Source organism: Noviherbaspirillum sp. FW303-A3, from assembly GCF_058788695.1.
The window spans coordinates 283,579-297,078 of sequence record NZ_JBYTAZ010000002.1 but is presented as its reverse complement, the minus strand read 5'-3'; the positions used below and the strand labels follow the sequence as shown (position 1 = coordinate 297,078).

20 protein-coding genes are annotated in these 13,500 nt (G+C 59.8%); 4 read left to right on the top strand and 16 right to left on the bottom strand.

From position 1 onward, the window contains the following. Positions 1-167: 167 nt before the first annotated feature. From AC3WOY_RS27680 to AC3WOY_RS27670, 3 genes are all read right to left on the bottom strand, one after another. Complete coding sequence (locus AC3WOY_RS27680) at positions 168-590, bottom strand: chemotaxis protein CheW (protein WP_492429734.1); 423 nt, start codon at positions 588-590, stop codon at positions 168-170. Positions 591-1,068: 478 nt separating this feature from the next. Then, a complete protein-coding gene (locus AC3WOY_RS27675) occupies positions 1,069-1,587 on the bottom strand; it encodes a hypothetical protein (protein ID WP_492429704.1) in 519 nt (172 codons plus the stop codon). A gap of 3 nt (positions 1,588-1,590) precedes the next feature. Beyond that, positions 1,591-1,881 (bottom strand): hypothetical protein, encoded by a 291-nt coding sequence (locus tag AC3WOY_RS27670; RefSeq protein ID WP_492429703.1) that lies wholly within the window; start codon positions 1,879-1,881, stop codon positions 1,591-1,593. 189 nt (positions 1,882-2,070) lie between these two features. On the opposite strand from AC3WOY_RS27670, the gene AC3WOY_RS27665 reads away from it, so the two are divergent. Then, a complete protein-coding gene (locus AC3WOY_RS27665; RefSeq protein ID WP_492429702.1) occupies positions 2,071-2,580 on the top strand; it encodes a hypothetical protein in 510 nt (169 codons plus the stop codon). 2 nt (positions 2,581-2,582) lie between these two features. Here AC3WOY_RS27665 and AC3WOY_RS27660 read toward each other — a convergent pair whose 3' ends face one another. Genes AC3WOY_RS27660 through AC3WOY_RS27640 form a run of 5 tightly spaced genes read right to left on the bottom strand, consistent with a single transcriptional unit; the run spans position 2,583 to position 4,738 of the window. Next, positions 2,583-2,888: a hypothetical protein gene (locus AC3WOY_RS27660; protein ID WP_492429701.1), complete on the bottom strand. Its 306-nt coding sequence runs from the start codon at positions 2,886-2,888 to the stop codon at positions 2,583-2,585. Beyond that, on the bottom strand, positions 2,888-3,502 hold the full coding sequence (locus AC3WOY_RS27655; protein ID WP_492429700.1) for a hypothetical protein: 615 nt from the start codon (positions 3,500-3,502) through the stop codon (positions 2,888-2,890). The genes AC3WOY_RS27660 and AC3WOY_RS27655 overlap by 1 nt, the downstream gene beginning before the upstream one ends. Position 3,503: 1 nt before the next feature. After that, positions 3,504-3,776, bottom strand: coding sequence for a hypothetical protein (locus AC3WOY_RS27650; protein ID WP_492429699.1), 273 nt, complete (start codon positions 3,774-3,776; stop codon positions 3,504-3,506). A gap of 3 nt (positions 3,777-3,779) precedes the next feature. Continuing rightward, positions 3,780-4,199, bottom strand: a complete 420-nt coding sequence (locus AC3WOY_RS27645; RefSeq protein ID WP_492429698.1) for a hypothetical protein — start codon at positions 4,197-4,199, stop codon at positions 3,780-3,782. A gap of 8 nt (positions 4,200-4,207) precedes the next feature. Next, on the bottom strand, positions 4,208-4,738 hold the full coding sequence (locus AC3WOY_RS27640) for a hypothetical protein (RefSeq protein ID WP_492429696.1): 531 nt from the start codon (positions 4,736-4,738) through the stop codon (positions 4,208-4,210). Positions 4,739-4,961: 223 nt separating this feature from the next. Here AC3WOY_RS27640 and AC3WOY_RS27635 point away from each other — a divergent pair, with 223 nt between their 5' ends. Together AC3WOY_RS27635 and dnaG are read left to right on the top strand one after the other, a co-directional pair. After that, the gene (locus AC3WOY_RS27635; protein WP_492429695.1) at positions 4,962-5,198 is read left to right on the top strand and encodes a helix-turn-helix domain-containing protein; all 237 of its coding nucleotides are present in this window, start codon (positions 4,962-4,964) and stop codon (positions 5,196-5,198) included. 4 nt (positions 5,199-5,202) lie between these two features. Then, positions 5,203-6,936: a DNA primase gene (gene dnaG, locus AC3WOY_RS27630; RefSeq protein WP_492429694.1), complete on the top strand. Its 1,734-nt coding sequence runs from the start codon at positions 5,203-5,205 to the stop codon at positions 6,934-6,936. Between the two features lie 28 nt (positions 6,937-6,964). Here dnaG and AC3WOY_RS27625 read toward each other — a convergent pair whose 3' ends face one another. The 8 genes from AC3WOY_RS27625 to AC3WOY_RS27590 form a co-directional block, all read right to left on the bottom strand. Further along, the gene (locus tag AC3WOY_RS27625) at positions 6,965-7,729 is read right to left on the bottom strand and encodes a tetratricopeptide repeat protein (RefSeq protein ID WP_492429693.1); all 765 of its coding nucleotides are present in this window, start codon (positions 7,727-7,729) and stop codon (positions 6,965-6,967) included. A gap of 20 nt (positions 7,730-7,749) precedes the next feature. Continuing rightward, positions 7,750-8,016, bottom strand: coding sequence for a hypothetical protein (locus AC3WOY_RS27620; RefSeq protein WP_492429691.1), 267 nt, complete (start codon positions 8,014-8,016; stop codon positions 7,750-7,752). 34 nt (positions 8,017-8,050) lie between these two features. Then, positions 8,051-8,554 (bottom strand): hypothetical protein, encoded by a 504-nt coding sequence (locus AC3WOY_RS27615; protein WP_492429690.1) that lies wholly within the window; start codon positions 8,552-8,554, stop codon positions 8,051-8,053. Between the two features lie 80 nt (positions 8,555-8,634). Beyond that, positions 8,635-10,041, bottom strand: a complete 1,407-nt coding sequence (locus AC3WOY_RS27610) for a tetratricopeptide repeat-containing S1 family peptidase (protein ID WP_492429689.1) — start codon at positions 10,039-10,041, stop codon at positions 8,635-8,637. Then, the gene (locus AC3WOY_RS27605) at positions 10,041-10,646 is read right to left on the bottom strand and encodes a phospholipase D-like domain-containing protein (protein ID WP_492429688.1); all 606 of its coding nucleotides are present in this window, start codon (positions 10,644-10,646) and stop codon (positions 10,041-10,043) included. The genes AC3WOY_RS27610 and AC3WOY_RS27605 overlap by 1 nt, the downstream gene beginning before the upstream one ends. Then, complete coding sequence (locus AC3WOY_RS27600; RefSeq protein WP_492429687.1) at positions 10,643-11,209, bottom strand: hypothetical protein; 567 nt, start codon at positions 11,207-11,209, stop codon at positions 10,643-10,645. Before AC3WOY_RS27600 ends, AC3WOY_RS27605 begins: the two co-directional genes overlap by 4 nt. Position 11,210: 1 nt before the next feature. Next, entirely contained in the window at positions 11,211-11,831 is a 621-nt protein-coding gene (locus tag AC3WOY_RS27595; RefSeq protein ID WP_492429685.1) for a hypothetical protein, read from the bottom strand. A gap of 118 nt (positions 11,832-11,949) precedes the next feature. After that, on the bottom strand, positions 11,950-12,882 hold the full coding sequence (locus AC3WOY_RS27590; RefSeq protein ID WP_492429684.1) for a hypothetical protein: 933 nt from the start codon (positions 12,880-12,882) through the stop codon (positions 11,950-11,952). A 179-nt stretch (positions 12,883-13,061) separates the two neighbouring features. On the opposite strand from AC3WOY_RS27590, the gene AC3WOY_RS27585 reads away from it, so the two are divergent. Further along, positions 13,062-13,490: a bacteriohemerythrin gene (locus AC3WOY_RS27585; RefSeq protein ID WP_492429682.1), complete on the top strand. Its 429-nt coding sequence runs from the start codon at positions 13,062-13,064 to the stop codon at positions 13,488-13,490. The last annotated feature ends 10 nt before the right edge of the window (positions 13,491-13,500 follow it).

Genomic DNA, 13,500 nt, shown 5'->3' with positions numbered 1-13,500 from the left:
ACTGCGCGAGGAGTGCCTGGCGTTCTTTTAGACCGTTCTCAGTGTTCGAGTGCCCCCAGTGGGACCGTACTCAGCTCAGTAGCGAAAAAAAGCCCGCTGGCCTGTGTGGCAGCGGGCTCAAGCCAATCCCATTTGGGACTAGAGGAGACATCGATGTACAACGGCGCCTAACCCGCCGCGGATTGAATCGATCCTGATCGCTTCGCGCGGTCGAGTAAGCGGTCAACGCACACGACCGAGAGTTTGGGAGCCTGGTCCGCTACCTCCACGACATAGCAGGTTCCCATCGCACAGTGCTCGTCGTTCGCAGGCTCGATCCATGTCGGAAGCAGCCGAACGAGATCCGCAACCTGGTCAACCGCCAGCGCGAAAGTGCAGTCGGCGCCCTTCAGGACCAGGACCTTCACCAATTCGCCATTGGAACAAGACTCCGAGGAGACGTTCGTTCGCCGGTCCAACACGGGCAGCGTCGATCCCGCTATGCTCAGGCTGCCGCTGGTGAGATCGCCTGCGATCTTCATCGGAGAAGGCACCGCATGCACGTCCTGCACCCGCATCGCATCGACGCCGTAATGCGTCTGACCGAGCACGAACGTCAAGACGTCCTTGGGTAGCTCAAAGGCTGCAGTCACGTGTGTTGGATTAGCCATAGTCCACGAGACGTATGCAAATGACGGGCCAGCTTCAAAAGTCGTACGCGGGCCTAAGGTATGTCGTTGTACTGCCGAAGCGAACGCGTTTTTCCCACCAATCTTGAGAGTCGATTCCAACAACAGGGAAAAAATTACAACGGCAGATTAGAAAAGCGACAACTGGACAAGCGCTAGTTCGGCATGAAACTTCACCCACTTCTTTGCGGCCCGAAGGTTCGTCGTCTCGCCGGTCGTAGTCCCCGAGCTGCACCGGTAGACGGTGCCTTCTTCAGTGTCTTCAAGCTTGATGCGGCCGACGCAATTTTTGCCAAGCCAAAGCGAGTGGCTGCGGGAGCCTCGCTCCCATACCATTTTCTCAACTTTGCTCGCCCGATCTGCGCCCATGCCGTTTTCGAACCGCGTTCGTTCCGTCGCGTCAGGGCTTCAGTAACCCGGGCCAGCTCACCCGCGTCCATTGCCGCGGCAGCCATGGAGCATTACCTTCGGAAGCCAGCTCGTCGGACAGGGCAAAGGCTTGGAGCACTCTCGCCGGCGTGGGCGCGTCCGCTGGAAGACCGACTTCTGCGCGCCAAAACAATTCCGATTTGCCAACTCCTTGGAAGTGCACTATGTGGTGGAGGTAATACCCGTATCCGACGAAGGCCGCGCCCGTGCAGATTGTCAGGACCGCGATGCGCAGGAATTCCCTTTGGGCCAGCAATGCGATCAACGCTCGCACCACAAACGGCAACAACCCCACGGTGACAATCGCACCACCGCGAGTCACGACCAACGGACCCGCGTCCCCAAATAGCTCAGCATACGGCCCCCATAACCAGGGGATGACGTAATTGAGTGAGATGCCCACCCACCCGCCGTATAGACCGGCGAACACGAGAAGGCCAATGAACCATTTCGGGGATTTCCGCGTTTCTGCAGTAGCTTCGGTGGGCATCAGTTATCTTTCAATTATCGTGCTGTCACGTCCGACTGGGAGTCGCTGCCGGCGGTGTTGCGTCGTGTCCTGCTGGAGATTGCCTGATTGCGCCCCGGCGGAACTCACGCGCGCGAACCACGGCTCGCCGGTGATCGCCTCGAGCCAATCCGTTGTCATCAGGACCCCTTCCACGCCGTCGTGCCTTACCTGCCGCACGCGCTTTTGGGTCACGTTCATCTTTGCGGCCAATTGCCGGATCGTGATCCGATGCCTGCGCATCAGTCGCTGCACGCCGTTTCCTGTCAGTTTCATGGTGCTCTCCTTCGAGGAACAGGATGCCTTGCGGGAGAGCGTTGTTCAATTTAACGGGGCACTCAGCGCGACAGGATTACAGCACGCCAGCGCGCACAGAACCATAGGCGATTGCGGCCCGAAACGGTCACCTTTCACAATTTCCCGTGTCATGAATGCCGCTAGAATGCGATGTCCACAGGGGGAGCCATGATTCGTTCGGTCGAGTTCATATCGGAAAAAGAAGCGGTTAATCGTGTGCCGAGACGGGATGCAGCCATGCTGTCGATCACGGATCCCGGAATCTACGAGGTGCCGCTACAGCCAGGCTGGCAACCGTTGAAACGGTGCTACTTCCCGGACGCAGGGTGCGACGATCGCATGATTGAGTTCATTGGCGGGTACGACAAATACCTCGCGATGGGCTTCTTTAACCATGAGCATGCCCAGGAGATCCGTGTTTTTGTTGAGGCACTGCGCGAGAGCCCCACGGCTTACGACCTGGTCGTCCACTGCCATGCCGGAAAAAGCCGCTCTGCTGCCGTGGCGAAGTACGTGGCCGAGAAATGCCATCTCCCCTTTGACCACGCTTATGACGGATTCAATCACACCGTCTATGATCTGCTGAACAATCCTTTGCGGTACGCGCCACCGGGGTTCGCAGCCAAGCAGCAGCGGACAACGTTGTTGGGTCGGTTTCTGGACTGGGTTGGCCGGTAGGATCAGCTATCAGGGGCAGTGCCGAGCATGCGCTTCTGGCCCTTGCGATTCACGCAGAACGCGACGTTCCTCGGATTGAGACAGTACTTCCCAGCATCGCAACTGCACTCAACGGCAGGATCGAAGGCGGCCGCCTGCTTGTCCGCCCCACGCTTAGCGCGATCCTCACGCGCCTTTTCCTTCTTATGGACCGTACGCTGTGTGGTCTTCTGTTCGTCCCTTGCGACGCTGTCAGCGCGAGGCGTTGCCAACGCGTTCCCGCAGAGGACAAAACCGCCAACCAGAAAGGCGAGGACGAGCCGTTTCATCACTCCACTTCCCTCGCGTTCTCGTCCAGGGGATCAGACATGACCTTGCCGGCATTTCGCACCAGGTGCTCGGCAAAGGCAACGGACTTCCGCACCTTCACCCGATCTTCCGGAGCGATATGGGAGTCATTCAGGCGCAGGCTGATCTGGGGCAGCCATGCGCGCTCTGCGCCCGCCATGATAAGCACTGCTTCGCGCAGTTCCTCGTCGTGGACCGTCAGCCATGCGAAGCTGGCGCAGCGGTCATTGTTCTTCACGTAGAAAAGAAGGTCAACCGCACCACCAGGTTCAACGACGCTCGGTTCAATGGCAGTGCATTTCCACCCTCGGAAGGCCTGCAGCGCGGACGGTACGTTGGCTAGATCCGCCCCGGTCGCCACGCGCAAGTGCAAAACCTCTTCCTTGTCGTCGGCCGTCATGTCGTACGGCGCGAACCGATAGCCGTCCTCATGCGGCTTCAGCCGCAGTTTGCCGGCCGCTGTCGCCAGCTCGGAAGCAAAGAGGCCGCGCGCCGGCGCCATCCCGTGCCCGTCAGCCGCAAGTGCGTTTAAGCCTCTCACCCCCGCCATGTACACGGCAGGATTTGTAAAAACGAAACGTGCACTGTCGATCATTTCAGTTCCTCCCAGCACGCCGTTCCGCGCGCTGCCGGGCCCTGCGGTCTTTCCGGCTCTCCGCGCCGTCACCATGTGATGCAACATGCGGCGTCGAACGCGAGAAGAGATATGTCGGTATGTAGAGCAGGAAGCTCGTTATTGCCAGTATCCAGCCCGCTGCCAGTGCGGCGTCCATCTTCAGCGCTGCACCCGCAAACAACGTCGGGGTGGCCATCAACAGGGCGACTGCGGCGTAGGCTTCACGCCTGTTCAGATTGCGAAGAGCTATCATCGCTTACTCCTTTTTCGTCGTATTGTGTCTATCGCCAAAGTGCACAACGACGCAGGAAAGATCAATTCCAGCGGCCGTGGCCACGTGCTCGGCTTTCCTTTTGGACATGGTTAGTCGGTACAGAGTCCGGAAATCCAAGACGCTATAAAGGGCAATCCATCCGATCAGCACCTTTCCACACAATGCAAGGTACTCAGGCAATTCGGGCGGCATCAGCGCCACAACCCCCATAGCATCACTCGTCGCCAGAAGAAGAACGACCGGTATTGCCGTCAACTTGGCGGCGGTGCGGGTCATTACACGCGCAAATTGATTGCACTCCCAATGCAGAATCTTGGCGCTCAGCGCCTTCTGCAGCACCGGCTCCAGACGATCGTATTCCCCGGCGTAGAGCTCCAATGGCGCACCGTCGTTGTAGTTCACGGGTCCCGTCATCTGCGTCCACCGTTTATGTTGGTCAGCGCTGTCGACAACGCTTCATACGAATCGAGCGCCTGGAGGATGTCCTTCATGGTTCGCCGTGTCAGGGCGTTCGCTGGATCCGCAGCAAGCATAGTCGCGCACGAAGCGAGCGACTCGAGCAAGCTCTCCCGCAGCGTGCCTGGCTCACCGTCGGCGCCAACATCTTCACGCGACAACCCCTTTGGCCTACGAACGGCAGGTTCGGCAGCCTGCGCTGTCTGCTCGCTTCGCCCAGCTGAGGCCATGGGAAGGCGGGACACTACTGGTGGAGCTGACAGGAGCCCTCCGCCATTCGGGGGCTTGGCGTCCGCCGGGGGTGCTTCGACCTCTGCTGGACCTTCATCCTTCTCGAGCCACGCGATCGACACGTTCAGATCCTGGGCGATCCGATAGATGAACTCCCTCGGGAATTCGATTGACTCATTCTCCCAGCCATTGACCGTAGCCAGATCGGTCTCGCACAGTTTGGCAAGGTGCGCCACGCTTTTCATTGCGCCCATGCGGGCCTGGCGTATGCGCGCTCCGATTCCCATAATTGTGCAGTGTTCCCAAGGTAGTGATAAAGAGCCGCAACAGCATCGTTGGCGTGCAGCATGAATATGCCTTTGCATACTATCCAAAAAGGGTGACGCGATGTTCCCGTAAGGTGACCAAAACGGTCAACTCTCGGGAAGATACTCTGCACACGTAGAATTTCAGCGGCTGCGTTGCTACCATAGCGCCATGACTTCGCCATCTACATTCTCGCCAGCCGACACCGAGCGCTTCAAGGAGATGCTTGCCATCCTGAATTGGTCCAAGGCAGACCTCGCCGAGCAGTTCGACTATTCGGAGTATCAGGTTACTCGCTGGTTAGGGGGCGCAACAATCCCGAAGCTGGTGTTGATGCATATGGAGTTGCTGGTGAAGCTCCAGGCGCTGTCACTCGATTTCAAAGCCGTCAAGGTCTCGGCGAAGTAGCGCAATGATTCCACAATCCTTCATTGACACGCTCCTGAACCAAACCGACATCGTTGATGTCGTCGGCGCGCACATCGAGCTTAAGAAGGCCGGTGCGAATCACTCGGCCTGTTGTCCATTTCATACCGAAAAATCGCCGTCATTCACCGTCAGCCAGCGCAAGCAGTTCTACCACTGCTTCGGTTGCGGCGCGCACGGGACGGCCATTTCGTTCCTGATGGAGTACGCCGGCATGGGGTTTGTCGACGCCATCGAGGAGCTGGCGCGAAAGGCCGGGCTGGCAGTACCGCGCGAGCAGAACAGGAAAAATGAAGGGCGCTCGGAATACGACCAGTGCGCCGACCTCATCGGACAAGCGGCCGCGTTCTATCAGAAGGAGTTGGCCAAATCGGACGCCGCACAGCAGTACGTGGCAACGCGCGGCTTGAACGCGCAAACGATGGAACGGTTCGGTATCGGGTACGCGCCGGCGGGATGGCAGTCGCTGGAGCCCGTGTATCGCGACTATTCGAGCAGCGAAATGCTGGTCAAGTCGGGGATGCTGATCGAGCAGGCGGACAATCCGAAGCGCCGCTACGACCGTTTCCGCGACCGCCTGATGTTTCCGATCCGTAACCGGAAAGGCAAAACCATCGGATTTGGCGGCCGGGTGCTCGGCGCCGGCGAGCCGAAATACCTCAACTCGCCGGAGTCACCTTGCTTCAACAAGGGGCGCGAGCTATACGGCCTATTTGAAGCCGCAGACGCGATCAAGGCGGCCGGGCGGGTTCTCGTCGTCGAAGGGTATATGGACGTCGTCGCGCTGTCGCAGAGTGGCATCCATTATGCCGTGGCGACCCTGGGTACCGCGACGACGCCTATCCATATCCAGAATCTTTTCCGTCTGACCGATCGCGTGATCTTCTCATTCGATGGCGACAAGGCCGGGCAAAAGGCGGCGTGGCGCGCGCTCGAGGTATGCCTGTCGCTTGTCACAGACGACAAGCACGTGTCCTTCCTTTTTCTGCCCGAACAGCACGACCCGGACAGCTATGTCCGCGAGAACGGCACGCAAAGGTTTGAAGAGTTGCTCGATCGCACGATCCCGCTGTCGGCGTTTCTGCTTCAAGGACTGGGGCAAGGCCTCGCCCTGGCGACTGCGGAAGGCAAAGCGACACTCATCGCACGAGCTGCCGCACACCTCGCCCATATCTACAATGCGCCGGCCCTGGCTGCCGCCATACGCAGCGACCTGGCAGGCGCGACCTCCCTGCCCTTGTCCGAGATCTGCACCCTCACCCGGCGCCAAGACAGCGTGGGCGCAGCAGCTGTCGTCGCAGTCGGCGCCCAGCCCTTGAGTCCGGCACTCAGTTTGTTCCGTCTGCTGGCGCTTGCGCCGCAGTTCGCCCGGTCCCTCGATTTCGAGGTGGAACGCGATGTCTGCGGCGAGGACGGCGACGCGCTCTACGCTTTGGTAAGGATCATCAGGGACAATCCTGGGATCAAGACGGCGGCCGGAATCTTTGAACACCAACGCGACCTCTACATCGGTGACCTTGTCGCGCAGTTGGCAATGAACGACACGCTGGGTGACATGGAGGCATACGACCTCTCCGCCGAGATTGACGGCGCACTGAAGCAATTCCAGCGCTTCACGATTCAGCGAAAGATCGATGCCCTGCTGGCAAAGGGCCCGGTGCTAGACGGGGAGGACAAGGTTCGTCTGAAGGATCTGCTGGCAGAGCACGCGTCGGTGTGAACCGACGCCTGTGGGACAAGGTACAACTCTACAGACGTCCGCCATACGATGCGCGCACTTCCAACACTGTTTTCAGTGTCGATACTGCAACGGCATCGCCTTCCTGGATCGACCTACGCAACATGAGGATACCGCGCGCCGGATCCGCACCGGGAAACGTTTCCATTGCGTTCAACAATCCAAGGTTGGTGCGCGCAAACGTATGGCCGGCGTCGGCACCGATCTGGTAGTAATGAGCTGCGCGGGGGAAATTGGGGCGTCTCGAATCGAGCTTGCCATGGCAAATAAGTCCCGCGTTGTATGCCGCGTCAGGAATCCCGTACCGGGATGCTTTGTCAAACCACGCCAGCGCAAGGTCCAGATCTACCGGACGTCCCCACCCTTGCATTGCCGCAGTGCCGATGGACGAGTGCGCCAACGCGAGTAGCTTCGGGTCGTGGTAGCCCAAAGCGTCGACCTTCGCGAGGAGCTGGTTCGCCCCGTGAAAATCCTTGGGCACGAGTACGCCCCGTTGCTTTTCCACTGCCAGGTTGTACATGGCCGGGACAACATCCTTCGCGCACAGACGCTCCAGCAAGCGTATCCCGTGTGCCGCCGCAGTAACCGATCCCTGATGTAGAAGGGAGACGGCCAAGGTGCAAACGAGCGGCTCCTGGGTGGCGGGCGATGCCTCGAAGCGGGCATAAGCGTCCTCTACCATCGCCTCAATCTCCGGGTTTGCCGGGTTGAGTGTCTGCTCAAGGTAATTGCGGATGGACGACGGGGAAGCGCTACGGGCGCGGCTGCGTTTCATGCCTGACTTTCTTTGATCGACTAATTGCCGGGACGGTAGTGGTATCCGTTGCGAACGAGCTTGGAGACGGTTTCCTTAAAGTCACCGAGTGAAGCCCGTGCGCCTATGCCGTGCAGCTTCACAACCGCATCCGCCGGGTCGCGCGAGACGACTTCGGCAACCTGGTAACTGGACTCACCCGTCGACGTCTGGCGAACGAAGAGTCCGCCCGGAGTAACTGCCTGCGCAACGGCGCAAACCTCGTTTTCGGCTTCCTGCACGGCGCTGGCCGGCACTACGTCATTCATTTCCTTCCTCCCACTGTGAGATATGGACGTCGCCCTAGCGCGCGTCCAGCCATGAAATCATTGCGGTTTCCAGTCCGCGGCTCATCTTCATGATGTCGTCGATCGCTTCTTTCGAAACCATCGGCATTGCAAGTTCGGCTTCCGGTTGTCCAACGACCGTAAGGACCGGACGCTTGCGGGGTGGTGGCGGCGGTACCGGCGACTCACCATCGCATGCCTGCAAGCGCAGGAATTCATCGCCCTCCGCGTACTCCATCACGAAAGCTCGCCGCATTTTGCGGTCCAGCATGAACATATGATCTGGGTGTGTCACGGATGTCCCGAAGTGGTACTGGCTGAGCGCCTTCGCGATCCTCGTGTGCCCAATAAACGCCTTCCACGCCCGGCCCGAACCGACGTGCTCACCGCGACCGTCGGCGATGATGCAATCGTCGAACAGGCAGTCCCAGTAAATGCCGATATACCGGCGGCTCTCGTTGTACCAAAGGGCGCGCTCAAAAATCGGAGGGACGGGTAATAACAAATGTATCTGTTGCATAACTTTCTTCTAACTGCACCGACTCGTGCTTCATTTTACCCACCGTCCCTCCCCATCCTGAAGGGCCGGCAGCAATATCACTAAAAGAAAAAGATGTACGTCGGAACGAACAGGACGAACGCCCCGGCACCCGCCAGGATTGCTGCTCCCTTCCGATTCTCCTCGGGGTACGGCGTGCCCCACGGCTTTGCCACGTTGACCAGGTAGGTCACGTAGATCGCGAACGCCGACAGCGCATACAGGAAACCAAGAATCAGAATCGCCTTGCCAACCCCCGGACGATCGGGCGTCGGCTTATAGCCAAGGTCCGCTTCTTCCATGACCGGGTCTGTTGGCTCCGCGCGCTGCTGAGACGCCGCTGTCACCCGCGGCCGTGCCGCTGCAGTGTGACGTTCGATCGCTTCCTGTGCCCACTCCAGCGCATTTCGGAACGTCTTGTCGCGCGGCGAGAGCCGGACCGCCTCCTGATACGCCGCTACCGCATCGGAGTTCTTTCCAAGGAATACATAGGTATTGCCAAGATAGTAATGGGCGAGTGCGTTCTCGGGATCGAGCTTCACCGCCTCCGTAAAGGCTGCGATGGTTTCCTTCGTGTCCTTGAGCGCCGAATTGGCATGCCCGAGGTACATCCATGCGTCAACCGACTGCGGGTCCGCCTCGATCCATTGCTCAGCATAGCCTCGCAGCCGTTCCCAGTTACCGTTGGCCATGATCTTGCGCGCCTGTTCGTTCTTCTCCGCTTCCTTCTTCGGATTGCTGTTGAAAAACTCATCGTTCTGATCGGCGGCGGTGATCACACCACTCTTGGAAATGTGACCGGCCTCGATGTTGGTCGCTTCTTCGAGGATGGACACCGGGGGACGGAACCCCTCCTTGCCCTGCGGTTCGCCGATCTTCCGGATCCATTCAGCCGGCAGCGCAAACTGGAGGTTCGCTCCGCTCTTGGATGTTGCGGTCAACACGCCGACGAGTTGCCCTTGCGCGTTGAACAGTCCGCCGCCGCTCGCCCCCGCGTAGGCCGGGGCAGTGGTCTTGATGATATGCCCGCCGTCCATCGCGCGAAGGCCAGCGACAATGCCGCTGCCGATGGTTTTCTCCAGCGTCTTGGGAGCGCCGAGGCTCCAAACCTCCTGCCCTTCCTTCAGAGCGAGCGACGAACCCACAACAATGACTGGGGCGGCCAGGCCGGGGGCGCGGACCAGGCACAAGTCCCGCCGCGGATCTGACGCTGCCGATTCCCCGCGATAGTACTTACCATCATGGTGAATCCAGATGCCGGCGTTACGGGCCACGACGTGGCAGTTCGTCACGACCAGTCCGGTTCCCACCGTGACCCCGCTCCCGAACGAACCGGTGCTCTTGTTACCGACCTGGGTGAAGATCGAGACAATGCTCGGGCTCACCTTGCTGAACAAAGCGTCTGCTTCGGATGCATGGGCTGCCGCCGCGAAGGCCGAGCAATACAGAGTCAGCAGCAAACGTTTCATCAGTAATCCTCCGCATGACGCCAGTGCAGTTCCCAGTCGCGCACAAATGCTTTCACCAGTTCGGGGTTCCCGCGGTGAATGACGAACGACTCGCTGTTTTCCTTGTCAGCACGCTCAGTGAAATTGAAACTCCCTTGCCCAACCATCTCTCCACTGATGAACAATTTGTTGTGCTGGATGGGATGCGCGCCGTCGAACCGCACGGGGACATTGTGATTGGCGAGGTATGTGGCGACGCTATAGCGGGCAGTCTTCATGCTGCGGTCGACAATGACCCGCACCGTGACGCCGCGAGCGTGCGCCTTCGCCAATGCCTCTGCAATCTTGGGATGGGTGAACGTGTAGACGCTCACCAGCAGAAAATCGCCCCGTTCCACCTCGTTGATCGCGTTGACAATCATCGCGCCGACGTTGCCGCCGGGGCTGAATCCGACCTCGACGGTCCCGCGCGCCTGCATGCGCTCCGACGACCTCAGGGTCCGGTCGACAAACTTGGCGGCCTCGTCGGCAAGCGCGGACACGATGCGCTCCGCTGTCCCCGCTGCCGCAGAGCCGGCCAGCGCGGCAGCCAAAGACGCGACAGCAAGTCGGCGCCAAATGTTCATGCTGCCTCCCGGAGCGAGAATTGCGGGTACCGGCGCAGAATATCGACCAAGTCCGGCGGCATGCAGGTGACCACGTCCATCGGGTGGAGGTCGCCGGTCATTACTGTCTCCATGATGCCGGGATAATCCGCCCCCAGCATGCTGATAGCCTTGTGATAGCGCCGTTCCAAGCCTGCCTTGTCGGGGGGCAGCATTGCCACGCGGCCGGGTGCGGTGTTGTCGGCAAGATCACTCGCTTTCACGCGAAGCGGGAGCATGTCGCCAGCCCGAAGCAGCTTATGGATATAGCCGAAATACGTGGATCCAGGGGGACGGCTCATCAGGTCGACCGCACCGACCACCGCTGCGCCGAATCCAAGTTTTATGAGCACCTTCTTGGTCGCATGCCCGCCCTCGAGCAGATCGTGCAGCAGTGCGACCTGGCGTTCGTCCTCCGTCGCGTTGGGTCCAAGCCGTACCATGACCCGAAGCGGATGCCAAAAAAACGGCTCTCCTGCAAGGTCGTAGTGCTCCGCATGGGCATCCATCATGAGCGCCAGCGCGGCGCGGGTTCGATACATCATCTCAGGCTACCTCGGAAAGCTCCCTCGTCTCACTGGTCCCCTGCGTCACCGGTTGCGCATAGCCTGCACTTGCAAAGGATCGGAAGAGATCAACGAAAATGCGGATCACGTAGGCCGGTTCAGCATGTGCAATAGCCGTGTCGAGGAACAAGGACTCTTCGCCGGCCGCATCAAGCATCCGGATATACCCTGGCTGGGCGTCCGTCTTCGGGAACGCCAGCGTAATTCCTGCCACCGTGATCCCCTCTTCGTCCACGCCGACCCCCTGCGCTCGACCCGAGGGCGCGATCGGGCGCAGCGGAACTGCGCCTTCGGCTTTGGCAATGTCCTCCCGTGACAGCCGGCGACCGTCCAGATTGCCGTACAGGAGAACAGGGACCGTGCCCTCGATAAAGGCGCTGATTGCAGACCTGACGTCGGCCAGGCGGGTATCGTCAGGCGCATCTGCCGCAAGTTCCACGCTTTCCGTCAGCAGGTCGAACTTGCCGTCAGCGGCATGCAGCCGCAACACAAATCCGGCAAGTGCCGGGGTAGCGTCGAATAGGCGGCGCAATCCGATATCGAGCTGCTGCTGGGCGAGATCCTCGATCGTGGCCATCGCCTGCGTATAGATCAAGTCCACGCTGCTTCCCTCCGGATAGCGGAGAGGAATGAATAGACCTGCCGTTGTACTGTCTTTCTCTATGACCTTCATTGGAACCCCGCTTCGTTGTACATCCGCCCATCCATCCGCTGGTGACTCAGTGCCCGCACGCGCAGGCATGTTCTTCCTTGCCGTGTTGTCCGCCGCAAGCGCCACCGCAACCTCCGCCACTCCCGCAGCTGCCGCCGCAACCGTCTCCGCTGCAGCCGCCCCCGCAACAGCCGCCTGCATCCGGGCCGCTTTGTGCTTCGTGGCTGGGAGCGTGGGCGGCTATCCGACCCCGCACGCGCAGGAGCAGGTCTCCGGCATCATCGACACCGACGGGTGTCACCGTTATTTCGCCAAGAGTCGGTGCGCCGACGACTTTGGTTGCCACCTCATCCAGAAAGAGCTCATAGATGCCAGCGCAGCCCTCTTCTTCAAATACGCCCATGAATTTGAACGGCACCAAGGCCTCGACAATTCCCCCGGCGTCTGCAGCAAGTCGTTCGACTGTTTCTGCATCGAGGGGCTGACGCAGGACCGGCAGCGGCGGCAGCGGCGCTGAGCGGAGCAATTTCCCGGCGTCCTTCAGCGTTGCGGTCCTGATCGCCTGCGGGGTGATCAGTTTCACGAACCCGCGAGACAGGTCATCGGTGCCATGGCAGAGCATTTCGAAGTCGCTCACTGGCGAGTCACTTCCGGCCTTTTGCAACGCGTACTGCAGTGCGACTGCAGCGAGGTATTCGTTCTGAAACCCCGAGGCCGATCGCAACGACGCGATCGCGGAGGAATCGGGCTCGAAACGCTTCAGGGTGTCGAAAAAATCGGAGACATTGGACGACACACCACCAGCTGCTGCGAGGTCCGCCAGGAAGGATTTCAGCGGAGGCACGCTTTCCTCCGCGACGACTGTGTCGGCACTACGGATCTCGGCAGAGCCGTCGCGCTGATCGGCTACTGTGTACCCGGCAGCCTGAAGCATAAGGCGAACGGCCCCGCAGAGCATCGAGGGCGGAACGAGCGGGGTGACAACAACTTGTACTGACATTCGAAATTTCCTGGTTAAATCGGTTGGCTAGCAGGATTCCAGAGTTGGAATCGCTTATTCAACATACCGCTGCCCTGAGGTCTGTTCCAATTACGGCACACGTTGGGCCAAAGCCTTGCTGCATTCGGTCGTGTATGATTTCCATAAATACATAAGGACTTTGAGCGAAGGAGCGCCCAATGACCATCCTGACCTGGACCGAAGACTATGCTGTGAATAACAGCGAAATGGATCGACAGCACCGCGCCTTGTTCGACACCATCAATACCTTGTACACCGCGATAACCGAGCGGCGCGAAAGAACAGTGATTGACGAAGCGTTTAAGGCGCTGAAGGACTACACGGACTACCATTTCACGCAGGAAGAAGCGATGTTGCGTGAGGCGGGCTACGACGATCTGCCGCTTCACCAGGCCAGTCACGCCCAGCTTCGCAAGGAGCTTCTGCGCGTTGAGGAGCTTTTCAAGAAGCGTGGACTGGCGGCCGAGAACGAAATCATGTCCTTCCTCGTGGGGGACTGGATTCTTGAGCACATCACCGGCATCGATCTGCAATACGCCCGCCAACTTCCAAAGGCGACCGTCCACGTGCTCCATCCCCGGCGCTGATGCTGCGTCG